Origin of the sequence: Microcoleus sp. K5-D4 (assembly GCF_036704575.1) — a bacterium.
Classification (GTDB): Bacteria; Cyanobacteriota; Cyanobacteriia; order Cyanobacteriales; family Microcoleaceae; genus Microcoleus.
The window spans coordinates 33,951-48,336 of sequence record NZ_JAUBSD010000024.1 but is presented as its reverse complement, the minus strand read 5'-3'; the positions used below and the strand labels follow the sequence as shown (position 1 = coordinate 48,336).

17 protein-coding genes are annotated in these 14,386 nt (G+C 45.0%); 10 read left to right on the top strand and 7 right to left on the bottom strand.

Annotated features, from left to right (window positions below; all coding sequences use genetic code 11):
• Nucleotides 1-37: 37 nt before the first annotated feature.
• The 3 genes from QUA77_RS10475 to QUA77_RS10465 all read right to left on the bottom strand — a co-directional run bounded on the left by QUA77_RS10475 (nt 38) and on the right by QUA77_RS10465 (nt 2,726).
• On the bottom strand, nt 38-898 hold the full coding sequence (locus QUA77_RS10475; RefSeq protein WP_333450060.1) for an EamA family transporter: 861 nt from the start codon (nt 896-898) through the stop codon (nt 38-40).
• Nucleotides 895-1,632, bottom strand: a complete 738-nt coding sequence (locus QUA77_RS10470; protein ID WP_333450059.1) for an ABC transporter ATP-binding protein — start codon at nt 1,630-1,632, stop codon at nt 895-897. The genes QUA77_RS10475 and QUA77_RS10470 overlap by 4 nt, the downstream gene beginning before the upstream one ends.
• A gap of 281 nt (nt 1,633-1,913) precedes the next feature.
• Nucleotides 1,914-2,726, bottom strand: coding sequence for an ABC transporter ATP-binding protein (locus QUA77_RS10465; RefSeq protein ID WP_333069509.1), 813 nt, complete (start codon nt 2,724-2,726; stop codon nt 1,914-1,916).
• A 30-nt stretch (nt 2,727-2,756) separates the two neighbouring features.
• On the opposite strand from QUA77_RS10465, the gene QUA77_RS10460 reads away from it, so the two are divergent.
• The 6 genes from QUA77_RS10460 to QUA77_RS10435 all read left to right on the top strand — a co-directional run bounded on the left by QUA77_RS10460 (nt 2,757) and on the right by QUA77_RS10435 (nt 5,153).
• A complete protein-coding gene (locus QUA77_RS10460; protein WP_333039059.1) occupies nt 2,757-3,020 on the top strand; it encodes a DUF433 domain-containing protein in 264 nt (87 codons plus the stop codon).
• Nucleotides 3,017-3,367, top strand: a complete 351-nt coding sequence (locus QUA77_RS10455; RefSeq protein WP_333450058.1) for a DUF5615 family PIN-like protein — start codon at nt 3,017-3,019, stop codon at nt 3,365-3,367. Before QUA77_RS10460 ends, QUA77_RS10455 begins: the two co-directional genes overlap by 4 nt.
• 13 nt (nt 3,368-3,380) lie before the next feature.
• Nucleotides 3,381-3,629, top strand: coding sequence for a type II toxin-antitoxin system MqsA family antitoxin (locus QUA77_RS10450; RefSeq protein ID WP_333039057.1), 249 nt, complete (start codon nt 3,381-3,383; stop codon nt 3,627-3,629).
• A 191-nt stretch (nt 3,630-3,820) separates the two neighbouring features.
• Complete coding sequence (locus QUA77_RS10445; RefSeq protein ID WP_333450057.1) at nt 3,821-4,687, top strand: HEAT repeat domain-containing protein; 867 nt, start codon at nt 3,821-3,823, stop codon at nt 4,685-4,687.
• A 24-nt stretch (nt 4,688-4,711) separates the two neighbouring features.
• Nucleotides 4,712-4,930 (top strand): HEAT repeat domain-containing protein, encoded by a 219-nt coding sequence (locus QUA77_RS10440; protein WP_333450056.1) that lies wholly within the window; start codon nt 4,712-4,714, stop codon nt 4,928-4,930.
• The gene (locus QUA77_RS10435) at nt 4,911-5,153 is read left to right on the top strand and encodes a PAN domain-containing protein (protein WP_333039055.1); all 243 of its coding nucleotides are present in this window, start codon (nt 4,911-4,913) and stop codon (nt 5,151-5,153) included. Before QUA77_RS10440 ends, QUA77_RS10435 begins: the two co-directional genes overlap by 20 nt.
• Before the next feature lie 218 nt (nt 5,154-5,371).
• Here QUA77_RS10435 and QUA77_RS10430 read toward each other — a convergent pair whose 3' ends face one another.
• Entirely contained in the window at nt 5,372-6,295 is a 924-nt protein-coding gene (locus tag QUA77_RS10430) for a hypothetical protein (protein WP_333039054.1), read from the bottom strand.
• Between the two features lie 1,376 nt (nt 6,296-7,671).
• On the opposite strand from QUA77_RS10430, the gene QUA77_RS10425 reads away from it, so the two are divergent.
• Nucleotides 7,672-9,540 carry a tetratricopeptide repeat protein gene (locus QUA77_RS10425; protein WP_333450055.1) on the top strand — a complete coding sequence of 623 codons (1,869 nt, stop codon included), beginning with the start codon at nt 7,672-7,674 and terminating at the stop codon, nt 9,538-9,540.
• 196 nt (nt 9,541-9,736) lie between these two features.
• Here QUA77_RS10425 and QUA77_RS10420 read toward each other — a convergent pair whose 3' ends face one another.
• The gene (locus QUA77_RS10420; RefSeq protein WP_333450054.1) at nt 9,737-10,372 is read right to left on the bottom strand and encodes a L,D-transpeptidase; all 636 of its coding nucleotides are present in this window, start codon (nt 10,370-10,372) and stop codon (nt 9,737-9,739) included.
• 316 nt (nt 10,373-10,688) lie between these two features.
• Here QUA77_RS10420 and QUA77_RS10415 point away from each other — a divergent pair, with 316 nt between their 5' ends.
• From QUA77_RS10415 to QUA77_RS10405, 3 genes are all read left to right on the top strand, one after another.
• The gene (locus tag QUA77_RS10415; RefSeq protein ID WP_333039049.1) at nt 10,689-10,862 is read left to right on the top strand and encodes a hypothetical protein; all 174 of its coding nucleotides are present in this window, start codon (nt 10,689-10,691) and stop codon (nt 10,860-10,862) included.
• 183 nt (nt 10,863-11,045) lie between these two features.
• The gene (locus tag QUA77_RS10410; protein WP_333450053.1) at nt 11,046-11,546 is read left to right on the top strand and encodes an autotransporter; all 501 of its coding nucleotides are present in this window, start codon (nt 11,046-11,048) and stop codon (nt 11,544-11,546) included.
• A gap of 356 nt (nt 11,547-11,902) precedes the next feature.
• A complete protein-coding gene (locus tag QUA77_RS10405) occupies nt 11,903-13,249 on the top strand; it encodes a sorbosone dehydrogenase family protein (RefSeq protein ID WP_333450052.1) in 1,347 nt (448 codons plus the stop codon).
• Between the two features lie 210 nt (nt 13,250-13,459).
• On the opposite strand, the gene QUA77_RS10400 is transcribed toward QUA77_RS10405, so the two are convergent.
• Together QUA77_RS10400 and QUA77_RS10395 are read right to left on the bottom strand one after the other, a co-directional pair.
• A complete protein-coding gene (locus QUA77_RS10400) occupies nt 13,460-14,026 on the bottom strand; it encodes a DUF924 family protein (protein ID WP_333450051.1) in 567 nt (188 codons plus the stop codon).
• A gap of 143 nt (nt 14,027-14,169) precedes the next feature.
• Nucleotides 14,170-14,349, bottom strand: coding sequence for a peptidoglycan-binding domain-containing protein (locus tag QUA77_RS10395; protein WP_333450050.1), 180 nt, complete (start codon nt 14,347-14,349; stop codon nt 14,170-14,172).
• Nucleotides 14,350-14,386: the final 37 nt, after the last annotated feature.

Here is a 14,386-nt window from a genome sequence, read left to right as displayed (position 1 = left end):
GGGGGAGAATGAGCGTCAAAGTCCGGGAAATCTCAACTTATAAACTGATAAATAAAACTCCCACAATCATGATTCCGGCCCCTAATAATCTTTCTTGAATATCTTTTTCCTTAAAAATGAAATGACCGAACAATACACCCATTAACACGCTAGTACGCTTAAGCGCGATCACTCGCACTACGAAAGTTAATGTCAAAGCTTGCATTTGAAAAATTATTCCAATAGCATTGATAAACCCCATAGCCGCTAGCATTGGTAATTGTTTGAGAATTTGTCGCCCTGGATTTGGGGTTTTGTGCAATAAAACTGGCAGTAGCAAAACACTCATTGTACCAAACAAAGAGAATACCCAAAAAATAGGGTAGGAATTGGTAACTCCTATTTTGTCACAATTTGCGGCAATACTCCATAGTAATGCGACGATTAACATCAATTTTGGCCCGGGTTCATCCAGCAGTGCTTTGAATGGGGCTAAATATCCTTTAGATTTCTCTTTGATATTTAATAAATAAGAGCCTGCTACGATTAGTAAAATGCCAATATAATCAAATAATTTGGGATATTCACCGACAATTAACGGTGATGTTACCAACATGAATAAGGGTGTCAAAGCTACCAGCGGTAGTGTCAGGGATAAATCTGATACTTTGATGGCTTTGATGTAGAGGAGGGCTGTGACAGCGTTGATGCTACCTCCGATTAATAGGGCGAGCCAAAATTGAGAGTTTAATGGCGGAATTCCTGTATAAAATACCCAGGGAATCAAAAAGATGACTGAAAAAAATGACAGAGACCAAGCGACGACATATTCGTCACTTTTTTTGAGGTTTTGTTTGCCAAAAACGTCTTTGACGGCTTCAAAGAAAGCGGTCAAAATTCCAAAAATTAACCAAGTCAACCTAAATATGCGCTCCTGACTCGCTCGTCGTTTAGCAAATCCGCTCCTATACCTGTGAGGGTAATATTACCAGCTTCTAGTACGTAACCCCGATCGGCAATTTGCAGTGCTAAACTAGCATTTTGTTCGACTAAGAGGATTGTAACGCCTGTGGAGCGGAGGTTTTGAATAATTGCAAAAATTTCTTTGACGATCGCGGGTGCTAAGCCTAAACTGGGTTCGTCTAATAATAGCAGCTTCGGGCGACTCATCAGAGCGCGGGCGATCGCCAACATTTGCTGTTCCCCGCCGCTGAGGGTTCCTGCTAGCTGGCGGCGCCTTTCTGCTAGGCGCGGAAATATCTCAAATTGGCGCTCTAAATCGGCTTTTACTGCCGCCGAGTCCGATCGAATATAGGCCCCCAATTCCAAGTTAGTCAACACCGTTTGCTGCGCCAAAACCCGCCGCCCTTCTGGACTGTGGGCGATTCCCAATTTCACAACTTCGTGAGCTTGGCGGCGGCTAATATCGCGCCCGCTATAAATAATTTGTCCTTGCCGCAAATTAACTATTTTAGAAATCGCTCTCAGGGTCGTACTTTTGCCCGCACCGTTGGCACCGATGAGACTGACAACCTCGCCTGCATTAATCGTGAGATTAATATTTTGTATGGCTTGAATTCCCCCATAACTTACAGAAACATTTTTGAGTTCTAAGAGGATGTTTTGGGTGGTTTTGGGTGAGCTGTGTTGCATTTTGTGTGAGTTGATTGTTGATAAAATTTTCTCTCTTTTCCCGCAGTTCGCTAGTCGGTTAGTCCGCGAGTCCGCCAGAGGCTTCAACCCCTGGCTCATAGCTGAAGTCCTCTTAATAGGACTGGGAGATATATTTAACAATAACTATTAATCTTACTCGTTCCCCCGCTCTGTCTGGTAACGCAGAACCAGAGGCTCGGCCTCGATTTTTCCTGTTACCAAACGAGGCCGAGCCTGTAGATGTCGCTTCCCCGCCAGAGCCGGGGAAACATTTACAATTTCTACGTTTCATCTCCCAAATAAGCCTCAATCACCGCCGGGTCATTCCTCACAACAGCAGGTTCTCCCAAAGCAATAAGCTGACCGAAATGCAAGACGGCAATTCGATCGCACAACCCCATAACTAGCGGTACATGATGCTCGATCAATATTACAGTTAAATTGAATTGTTGGCGTACTTCTCGGATAAATTCGCTTAATTTGTGCTTTTCACTGGGATTCATCCCTGCGGCAGGTTCATCTAACAAGAGTATTTGCGGTTCTAAGGCTAAAGCGCGGGCAATTTCTAAGCGCCTCTGGTCGCCGTAGGCCAAGTTTTTGGCTTGTTCGCCCGCGCGATCGCCCAATCCGACTAAATCCAACAATTCTAAGGCTTTACGCTGGGTTTTGCGTTCCATTGCGTTAGATGCTGGCAAGCCGAAAATCCCCGCCAGCACCGATAAAACTGGATTGCCCGATCGACTGTGGATGTGTCGGGCGATCGCGACATTTTCTAGGGCAGAAAGTTCCCCAAATAAACGAATATTTTGAAAAGTTCGGGCAATACCTTTATTAGCAATTTGATAAGGCTTCAATTGGGAAATATTTTCATTTTGATAAATCAGGTTGCCGCTAGAAGCAGGTATCAGTCCAGTCATTAGATTAAATAGAGTGGTTTTGCCCGCGCCGTTAGGGCCGATTAATCCAAAAATTTCGTGTTTTTCAACTGTAAAAGATACGTTGTTTACAGCAATTAAACCACCAAAACGACGAGTTAATCCTTTGGCTGCTAAAACAGGATTGCTTGTTGAGAGGGTAAGGGGTTCGGAAATCATCAAATATGATAAAATAGTGATTCTCTAATTATGCCTCAAATTATGGATGCTCAAAAACTCTTAGAACGAATCACAGTAAATCCCAAGATATTTAACGGAAAACCCATTATTCGGGGTCGCCGTCTTGCAGTTGAGCATATTCTAGGAATGTTAGCTGCAGGCGACACTCCTGAAACGATTCTAGAAGGCTATCCCTGGCTAGAAAGAGAAGATATTCAGGCTTGTCTAGTTTATGCTCACCGACTGGTTAGTCACGAGCGTATCGAACCTCTCTTGGCCGAAGCTGGCAAATGAAAATTCTTTTGGATACTTGTGTTTGGGGCGGCTCCCGCCAACAACTCGAAATCGCGGGACATGATGCAATATGGACGGGAGATTTGCCCGAAGATCTGGGCGACGAAGAGATTCTTTCTCGTGCATATAATGAGGGTCGTATTCTAGTAACCTTAGACAAAGATTTTGGCGAACTTGCAATAGTCCGAGGCGTAGCTCACTGCGGGATTATCCGTTTAGTTAATCTAGCGGCGAGACAGCAAGCAGAAGTTTGCTTGCAGGCGATCGCACTTCACGGACAAGAACTCCAGTCAGGTGCTATTATCACTGCGGAATTAGGTCGATTGAGAATCCGAAATCCGGGATAATGAGGATAAACCCATGCGAGAAATCCGATGCAATACCGGAGGCAGCAACCGCTATGAGGAACGTAGAATCAATTACCTTTACAGCCATCAAGGTAAATACTTGCTAGTTCCTAACACGCCAGTAGAGATTTGTGTTGATTGTGCAATGATTTATTATGATGCAGCAGTTCTCAAAGAAATTGAGCGCCGTTTCTTTGCGATTCACCAGCAGAATGAAATGCCGGATTCGTATATTCAAATTCCCAGCAAGAGTTACACGTAAAGAAGGGTTTTTCCAGGAAAGAACCAGAATCTTCTTAAAGTGGCGCTTTTTAAGCAGTATTTAGGGCGATCGATTTCACCACAGACAAGCACAAATTTAGATCGCCCGGAGTCCTGAAACATTTTGATGAGAATGTATACACAATTATTCAAATGGCTGAGACGGCTCATCAAATACAAGGATTCTGGCCCATGACGAAGCACTACCGACAAAGATTAGTTGCCGTAATTGCCCTCTCGTTTCTATCTTTCACCTCCCCTTTGCTGTTGACTCGCAATGCTGCGGCTGGAATTGGGGACGAACCCACAGCTAATCCCAAACAGATTGCCTCCCTCACCGAGAAGTTAAAGAGTAACGATGAAAGCGCACTTGATCCAGCTATTAAGCTGTTACGAAAAATAGGTGAACCAGCCATCCCTGATTGGATGGAAGCTTTGCAGGATAAGAATTTGTCAGTCCCCCAGAGTGCTGCTGAGGTTCTAAGACAAATTGCTCTTCCTGCTATTCCTGCCTTTGTCAAAATCTTGAAAGACTCAGATGTGTCGGTTGGTGCAGAAGCTAAAACTGCACTGCCGCAGCTAATTCTGTTGCTGAAAGACTCCGATGCAACTGTGCGTAGCCGTGCTGACTATGCTTTGGGAAGGATGGGTGCAGAAGCTAAAACTGCTGTGCCACACCTAATTCTGTTGCTGAAAGACTCCGATGCAACTGTGCGTAGCCGTGCAGCCAATGCTTTGGGAAGGATGGGTGCAGAAGCTAAAATTGCTGTGCCGCAGCTAATTCTGTTGCTGAAAGACTCCGATGCAAAGGTGCGTAGCCGTGCAGACTATGCTTTGGGAAGGATGGGTGCAGAAGCTAAAACTGCTGTGCCACAGCTAATTTCCCTGCTTCAAGACTCAGATGCAACTGTGCGTAGTAGTGCAGCCAATGCTTTGGGAAGTTTCGGTCCAGAAGCTAAAACTGCACTGCCGCAGCTAATTGTCTTGCTGAAAGACTCAGATGCAACTGTGCGTAGTAGTACAGCCTCTGCTTTGAATAAAATCCGTGCAAAAGCTTAAACTGCACTGCCGCAGCTAATTGTCTTGCTGAAAGACTCCAATTCAAAGGTGCGTAGTAGTGCAGCCTCTGCTTTGAATAAAATTTGTGCAGAAGCTAAAACTGTACTGCCGCAGCTAATTGTCTTGCTGAAAGACTCCAATTCAAATGTGCGTAGTAGTGCAGCCTCTGCTTTGAATAAAATTTGTGCAGAAGCTAAAACTGTTGTGCCGCAGCTAGTGGCTGTTGACAAAGTGGAATTTTGAGTTAAATACTGACAGAATCGGCGCTGATTATAGCAATATGTACATTAGCCAACCCGACCCGGATCTTTGCAAACAAATCGGTGCGTTTGATGAACAATGTCAGGCTTTTACTTTGGTGAGGCCGGGAGTGGAGGGCGATCGAGCTTGGTGTTATTTCAAGAATGGTGTGCCGTCGTCAAGTCTGAGAGAAGGCAGGATTTCTAGTGTAAAACTAAGGCGTTAAAGAAAAACGAAAGCGGAATGTTATTAAAGTTTCCCTGTTTAAGCTCAACTTCCCCCCACGGGGAAGTTTAACTCAACTTCCGAAGCGATTACAGAATTTCATCGACTAGAACACCACGGATGTAACCGTTCAAGGGGTTTAAACTAAGACTTGAGAAAATAGCAGAGTCCGATTAAGGTAAGCGAGTTAGGTAATTCCTAAGCAAATCAGGTTAGAGGTTACTTCTGTGGACTTGGAATCTTGCTCAGAAATAATTCCTTAGTCCGAGAATCGCGATCGTACATATGTATAACAGGAACAAGTCGATTATCAACCATCACTTTGCCATCTTCAATCTCCCAACATCTCTCATGATCTCCACACAGTGTGAGGACGGCACCACTCTTCAAATTATGTCTCACTGTTTGGTTACTGGGAAATTCATAGTTAATCACCTTATTGAACATTGCTTGATCTAGAGGCTTACGACGATGGCGTTGAGCCTCCACCACCATTAATTCAATTAATTGCATCATGAGATGGTTTCCTCCTAATACTGTGCCTGCACAGAGTATAGGTTTTCCCAACAGTTTTTCAAGAGTTTTTTTTCCATAAACACCACTCACCCATTCACTATCTACATTTTCTGGAGTGGGCGCTCCAAAATAAATACCTGCTTCTTCAAAAACGTGAAGCTTACTAGAGTCTAAGTCATCGAAGGGAGAAGCTTGGAAAACAACATCACGCACATCTGAAGTCATAACCATTCGATAACTGGAGTTAACCTTAAGGAATGTATGGTAAGTAATCCACCGACCTGCTAGTGGATGAATCCAATTGGCAACCGTACTCCTATAATCCTCCTCTAAGTAGGTACGGTTAGACCCTGAACTTAGTCGAATTAAAGCTTGCAGTCCCACCATCTTTGCGTGATAGATGAGATTTAGGATCTTTGAGCTAGTAACCCACTTCCACACATTTTCAATTGGTATAAGGGTGATATTTTTTTCTAGAGCTACCTTTGCAAACTCATCTCCTAAAGCATTAATAAACACAACAATATCAACTTTATCTGGATCACAATGCTGACGAGTGGATACAACGAATCTGTAGAAATCATCGAATTTGCAGTTGGTTGCATAACCCATTATTAAGTCTTTCATTGTTTGTTACCTCAAAATCAGTAGATGTAAACAGTAAAGATACTAACAGAGTCTTAATTGAGTTTTGGTGTAGCCGTCTAAGCGTTGACCGAAAACGGCTTCTGTACTCATAAAAAAGTCCGCAGAGCCACAACTAATTGTGTCGCAGATATTGGGTGGCAGATGTGCAATAAATGATCCCACCTACCATACTACAAATACCTCATCTATGTCAACCTGTTGTTATTGCCAGTCGTCATCTTTTTTGGTCGCTCGAATTCGGCGCAGCATCAAACTCAAAAAATTGAGCGATTGCACTTAAAAATGTTACCTGCATTACATACTAAAATACGTTATAGCTCTCCAAAAAAATCTCAAACCGACCGTCATAGCAAAATGAGAATATTTATTAAGAAAAGGTGTGGGCGATCATCGTTATTTAGCAAAAACTTCCGGTGCAAAGGATAGCGACGTTCTGCCACGACAAATCACATCGCGTTATAATGGTAAGAATTACCATACCGCCTGAATCTCCTTAACATCTCGCAGGGATAATTGTATAACAATGTACATAACAGATTCGCCCAACGCAAACAAAAGTGCTGCTGACGATTTACGCTCTACCAAGTGAAGGCTCGAATCTCCCAGGCTTGCCTGACGAATATCACCTTGGCAATCACAAAATTTTTGAGATAGTTGATTTCTCCCTAATTATCCAGCCGATCGCGTATTCTCTGTCAGCGATATAAATCTCTACTACGACTCCAATCCTCCCAATTGGTACAAAAGACCCGATTGGTATTTAGTTGTCCATGTTTTGAGAGTTTGCCGAGACAGAGACTTGGGCGAAAATTACGTCATTTGTTACAAAGCAGTAAGTCGTTTAATCGCCATTTAAGTTCTGTTACTAGGTAGGGAAGATGAAGATTTGAGCCTGACAGAATCGGAACCAAATCAACCGCCGACCAAGTTGCCTATTTACGAGAGAATTTTGAAAATTCGTTATTAATTTAGTTTTAGCGAATACAACAACCAATTGAAAGTAGTTCGCTTAGTGGGCAACCTTTACCGCGAACAAGTGTTAACACGTTCTCGATTATGGATACTGGAAATAAAGTTGAGTTTGGGTTTGTGGTAAGGTTCTTTCTTGCAACATCAGAGGTTGTAACTGGTATGATGTTAATGGGAATTGAGTTCTGACTCCAGAAGAATTTGCAAGACAGCGATCTCAATTGGAAAGGCAGTGAGCCGAATCTGAAAGTCAGCGGGCAAATCCATTAGCCGATCGACTCCGAGCAATGGGCATTAATCCAGATGAGCTGTAAAATTAAGTAGCAGCATGAAATGGTGCAAGCTGCAAGCGCTGTCCATAAAAATTTATTAACTAAAAATAACTTATGCCTGAATCTACCTCATTGCGCGATCGCTACCTAGCCCTAATCGACAAAATTGTCGAAATCACCCTCAAAGGTCAAATTCGTTCCAAAGAACAAGTTTATCAAATGCTGGTGCAAGACATTAGTACGGGTACTGGCGAAATCTTTGAACGCTGTTTCGGCGAACGCCTTGATGCCGCCGAAAATCAAGTCAGAAATGAAAAAGACGAAATCAAACAAGCAAAGGCAAATCGCACCCTCCGAGCTCTCAAAACCATCCAAGGAGAATGGGAACGCTGGCAGAAAGATAACCGCGTCGATCGCGCAATTGCATCCTCAATCCAACAAATCGTTACGGCAGAATCTAACGCCCGTCTCCTGGCATTATTGCAAGTAATCGATCCGAATAAAGAACATCCGCTGACTCTGGCTCAATTGCAGCAATTGGCAAAATCCCTGCACCAACAAATGCTGCAAACTGCCAATCCTGAAACCGAACAAGATTTGCAGCAAATCACTGCCGGCATCGCTAAAGGTTTAGAATCTTGGCAGCGGTTGGAACCGGAACTCGTGGGCTGGATTTATCAGCCGCAGCAGCTAGGATTTGCCGGTAGTCCCGAACAAAATGGGCCTTGGGCTTTTTGGGCAAAAAAAGTTAACAGTCCCTTTCCCCAGGCTCTTTTGAATACTATTGCGCTCGGTGAATCTGTAGTTCAATTCGCAGCCCAGCAATCGAGTTTAGATTTAGGCATATTGGTGGAAGCGGCGATTATTTTGCAGTGCTTGCAGCGGGCGTTGGCGACATGGTTTGACAAGCAAGTTTATGATTCCAAAGTGTCAACAAAAGCTTCAATTTCTACTTACATTACTTTTGCGGTAATTTGGAGTCAGCTAGCTAGTGGGTTTAATAATTCTACCAAGAGTGGCGAGCAGTTGGCAAATGCTTGTTTTCAAGTAACTTTGCAAATTTTGCGTGCTTTTTCTCAGCGTGAATATTTTCCGCTTTACGGAGGAATTTTTGCTTCGTTTGATGGTAAAGCCCTGCGGCATACTTTGGATTATTTAGACGAACCGCTGCGGCGAGTTGAAGGCACTCAAGCGAAAGCTCGGATTCTAACGCTTTTGGGTTATTCGATGCAGGCGGCTGGGGCCTACGAGCGATCGCTCTTGCTGCACAAGCAAGCGCTGGAAATTGCCCGCATGGAAGGAGACAAAGCTTGCGAAGTTGCCAATCTCAATCACATCAGCCGCAACTATGTTGCTCAAAAAAATTATCAGGAAGCGATTAATTACAGCCAGCGGGCTTTAATTATGGCACGACAAGCGGGAGAGCGACAAGGCGAGGCAAATGCTCTGGCTAATTTGGGTTACAGTGAAGTGTTTCAAGCGCGGCAGTTGGAGGAGGTGGAACCGGAGGTTTACGAGAGTGCGATCGGTTATTTGGAACAAGGTTTGTTGCTATCGGAGAAATTGGGCGATCGCCAAAGTCAAGCTTTTTGTTCCAGCAGTCTCGGTATCGCTAAAATCGCCCTAGAAAATGCTGAAGCTGCGATCGAATATTTGCTCAAAGGTTGGCAAGCGGCTCAATTCTCAGGGGATTTATATTTGCAAGGTCTGAATTTGGCTTACTTGGCTCAAGCTTATTACAGAATCAACTCACTAGAAAAAGCGATATTTGCAGGCAGTTTGGGGATGTATACTTTGGAGCAAATTGGCGCGATGGAGTGGCGTCAATCGGCTGGTTTGTTGACAATTTTGCGGGGTCAAATGGGGGCGGAATCTTTTAAACAATCTTTGGCTAAAAGTCGAGCGAATATCATTCCGGCGATCGGTGTTGACGGCTACGATTACATCCCGGAGTTGCTGGAGAAATATCAGCAATCTATTTAACTCTTTGTGCAACAGGCGGAAAAGCCTGTTGCTGAGAGGGTTTAAGGTGTAAGTTCTAACTCACCGAAAATCACCATTATCAATCAGTCTTTCATGAACGGGCTCTCCTGCCCACCCCACAACCAAATTTAAGTCTTTGTGGAACAGGCATCTTGCCTGTTCCTGGATGTTTTTATGCACCCCAACCTCCAAATAATTAATGCTCAACTACCACCGGTGTGCCAACTGCGACTTTCTCAAATAAAGCCTGTGCGTCTTTATCAAACATTCTGACGCAGCCGTGAGAAGCCGCCCCCCCGATCGACTCTGGATTCGGAGTACCGTGAAAACCAATCACATTCTTGCCATCCGTCCAAAACCCCATCCACCTACTCCCTAATGGATTGTCTGGCCCAGCAGGAATAAGTTCTCCTGTCCAAGGATTTTGCCAAACAGGATCTTTGATCATTTGCATAACTTTAAAATTGCCTGTAGGAGTTTCCCACCCGCCTTTTCCTACAGCAACCGGGAAACTGGTTTGCACCTTATTTTGTCGGTAAACATAGACGCGGCGTTCTCGCAATTTCAGCACTAAACGCACTTCCTCAATAGGATTTACCGCAGGCTTTGGTTCCTGGGGAATATAACGAAATGGTTCTCCCAGGGGCGGCAGTTCTGGGGTTCCGAGATTCGGCAATTTTGTCTCGGGTGTGGGCCGCTGCGCCGCGATCGCACTATTACTTGAATTAGCCACCAGTTCGGCAGTCGCCTGCTGCTGTAGGCCCACCGACAGCGCCGCTGCACTCAAGCTCAGTACAATTAACTTGTCAAACCAAAATTTGCTCTTCACCATTGTTTTGTTCGCTAAACTCCTCACCAGCAGTTCCTACAAAGTTCCTATCTAATTATCCGCCAACCGCACCCGATCAGAAAAATTTTGAGATGGCTTTTTGACTGCCACTGCGCTGCACAGTTTTTAGTTGAAATTCCACCACTGATAACTTGTAACTCAACACAAAGCTTAGGCAATAATAGTACGAAAAAAACAAGGTTTTTATAACCGGCTCCGTGGACTTACGCAAGAGAATGTCGTGATAAAACCCGGTTTATGCGTAAATATTGCCAGAAAATGATTAAATTATACCTCCGACTAATTTGATTTTTTAGCCATGACCGACTGGGGATCGAGTATTCAAACTAGGGCGCTGCTGTATCCGGCAAGCACAATCTGTCTTTGGGTAGAGTTGGCCCCAGCAACAGTTAGGTTGGCGGAAAAAAACTGCTACGGTCGATCGAATAAACTCAATATATCACGGCAACACTCTAGAGATGCGAACCGCTGAACTTGTTGTAAATCGGGAACTTATGATGTAAAATTTAGTCTTTCAATACTTGTTCGATAATCTTTTTTTGAGATTGTCATAAATTTCCTACTCTGGGGATTAAACTGGATTAGGTATAGAGGTTGGGACTTTCGTGCAGCGGAAGCAAACCCGACCCTGAATAGCAGTTAATGTGAGGTTTCAATGCGTCTTCAGAACATCAAATTATTGACAGGTGCAACACTGTCGGTGGTAATTTCGGCGGTCTCAGTACATCCTGCGATGGCTAACCCTGCAACTCAAATAGCCCAAACGCAAACCACCACAACAGCAAACGCTAGAACCATTGTCGGTTTTGTCAAAAGTATTGTCGGCGATGTAGTAACTATTCGCGAAGAAAGCGCGCCGTACAGGACTCTCAGGGTTCAAAGATGCGTCCTGAGAATTATTGGCCTCGTACCGGGAATGAAAGTCAGAGCCACAGTCGCTGGATCTCAGATACAAAATATCGCGGTGATCCCCGATTATAAAGTGGTAGCCACACCGGTTGCTCGTCCCGCAACCCCAGCACCGGCACCGCGTCCGGCTCCAGAACCGCCACCGCGTCCTGCTCCTCGTCCGGCTCCGGCTCCGGCTCCGGTTCCGGCTCCCCGTCCGATTCCAGCTCCGGCTCCCCGTCCCGCTCCTGTGAGAGGGCTTTGGTAGACCTAGGTTATACCATTTTCGATTTTTGATTTTTGATTAGAGAATTGGGAATGACCAAAAGCAATGTGGTCACAAGCCCCGTGATTCATTCGCGGAGGGAGAAAAAAGCTCGAATCCGGATCGCAAGCCCTCGGAGTTATCAGTGGCGTCGCTTTCTTCAATCTAAAATCTAAAATCTAAAATCTAAAATTGATTGACTGATCAAGCTCAAAGCTTGGAGCACTTGCGTACAGTTGCATTCTTTTTTGCAACTGGTATCAGTAAATGGAATTAAGCCACCGCGCCGCCGGTGGCTTAGCTATTTAATAGCAGCTAGAATAATAGAATTGTCCAGCAATTGTGGAGAAATCGCTGCTATGTATTACCTGCGTTTCTTGCTGCTAATTCTGCTGTTGCCGATGATTGCGTGCGATCGAGCTACAGATGCGATCGCCCCTGCTGTGGGCGACAACGGCCCCCTGTCGCAAATACCCTCCCGTGCACCGCTGACAAATGTTGGGACAAATCAAATTGTACCGACCAAACCGCTTTCGCCGCAGCCAATCCGTATTGTTGCAACTACTTTGCCGCAGCCAGGAGCCAGCGATAGCGCCTCAAAACCTCCTCAAGTAGTACCGATTCCCGCATCGCCAGTGCTGCAAGTCCCTCGTGGCTTTGTAGTTAACGTTTTTGCTGACAATTTAGACGCTCCGCGATGGCTGGCTTTGACGCCGACAGGCGATGTTTTGGTAACAGAAACCCGGCAGAATCGGATTACGCTGTTGCGGGATGCCAACGGCGACGGGGTTGCTGAGGTTCGCAAAACTTTTGCAAGTGCCCAAAACGGGTTAAATATTCCCTTTGGTATGGCTTTTGCCGATCGCTATTTTTTCCTCGGAAATACTGCTGAAGTCCGCCGATTTCCCTACACAAAAGGGCAGGAACAATTGAGCGGTACTGGTCAAAAAATTGCCGATTTACCGGGCGGTGGCTACAACCAACACTGGACGCGAAATGTTGTCGTTTCCCCCGACAAGAGCAAGCTTTTCGTATCAGTTGGATCGCAGTCTAATGCCGATGTCGAACCGCTGCCGAGGGCATCTGTTCAAGTGATGAATTTGGACGGTCAGAACAAGCAAATTTTCGCTTCCGGTTTGCGAAATCCGGTGGGATTGGATTTTCACCCAAAAACCAATCAACTCTACACAACAGTCAACGAACGCGATGGTTTGGGAGATGATTTGGTGCCGGATTACTTGACAAGAATTCGTCAAGGCGAGTTTTACGGCTGGCCTTACACTTATTTTAAGCCGAATTTGCTCGACCCGCGCCACGCCAGAAATGGCAATAGCGATCGACCTGATTTAGCGGCTAAAACATTAATGCCGGACGTGCTGTTTCAGGCGCACTCTGCCGCTTTGGGGCTTCAGTTTTACGACGGCAAAACGTTTCCCAAAAGATTTCTCAACGGGGCATTTGTGGCGTTTCGCGGCAGTTGGAATCGGAATGCTGGAACTGGTTATAAAATCGTGTTTGTACCTTTTAATGCCGCGAACGGACGCCCTCAAGGTTATTATGAGGATTTTCTGACGGGTTTTCTGACAGATCCGTCGGGCCCGAAAACTTGGGGAAGGCCGGTTGGTTTGCTGGTTTTACCTGACGGGAGTTTGCTATTTACCGAGGAAGCGAATAACCGGATTTATCGAGTGCAGTATCGCGGCTGAGGATTGGGCGATAGATAAATTCTTAACCCCCGTATACTTTTTGTTGAATCAAGAATTTATCTTCTTTTCTAATTTCACTATTCAATTTGAGATACGCTGGGTTGGGGCGGGTTTTGTACAGAGATTGTCTGCTGTTGATTCTGATTGCGCCCTCAAACCGCCTCTACAACCTCGAATATATCAGAACGATCGAGATTTTGCGATCGCACTTTAAAATCCAGAACCGGGTTGTCTCAGAAACTCGGCTTCTTCGGGGGTTGTTTCGCGTCCGAGAATTTCATTGCGGTGCGGAAATCTCCCAAAACGCTGGATTATTTCCAAATGCTGCATCGCGTATTCAATGAATGAATCGCTGTCAGGTTCGCCGCTGAGTTGGCTAAATAGTTCGACAGATTTTTGCTGGTTTTCTAAGTTTTCGCTGTGTTGAAAAGGCAGATAAATAAACAATTTTTGTACAGTCAGCAATTCGCGATCGTAGTTATGATTAATAGCGTATTCGGCGGTGGCTAAAGCTTTGCTGTCTGTGGCGAATGCTTGGGGCGTTCCCCGAAACATATTACGCGGAAATTGATCGAGCAGTATTATTAATGCTAGGCAGTTTTCGGGGGAATCTTGCCATGAGTCAAGTTGACCGGAGGCGGCGAGTTCGTATTGCGGGAGAAATCGCGATCGCACTTCTGCATCAAAATCCGCATTTTTTTCAAACCATTTCTTTTGGACTTTGCCCAACTCTGGAGAGTGCGATCGACCAAACCAAAAATCTAAAACTTCATTCATTAGCAATCTAGTATGCGATTGATTGTTGATTAAAGCTTCTGTGTCTGTAGTTGCACAAAAAGTGCTATTTGTGCAACTACAAACCACAGCGATTAATGATTAGCAATAATGACTGAGGAACCTTTGTTGTGCAGTGCTTAAAGTTAGGAACTAGCAAACAGTCTGTCCCAAGTTTTGCCTCCCACCACTCCGTCTACAGGAATATGAGCTTGTCGCTGAAATCTTTTCACTGCATTTTCGGTTGTCGGACCGAAAACGCCATCAATTACGATCGGGTGTGGGGACAAGCCCCGCGCGTTCAACAACTTTTGCAGTTTCTTCACATCGTGCCCTTTCGAGCCGCATTTTAAAATCCTTTTA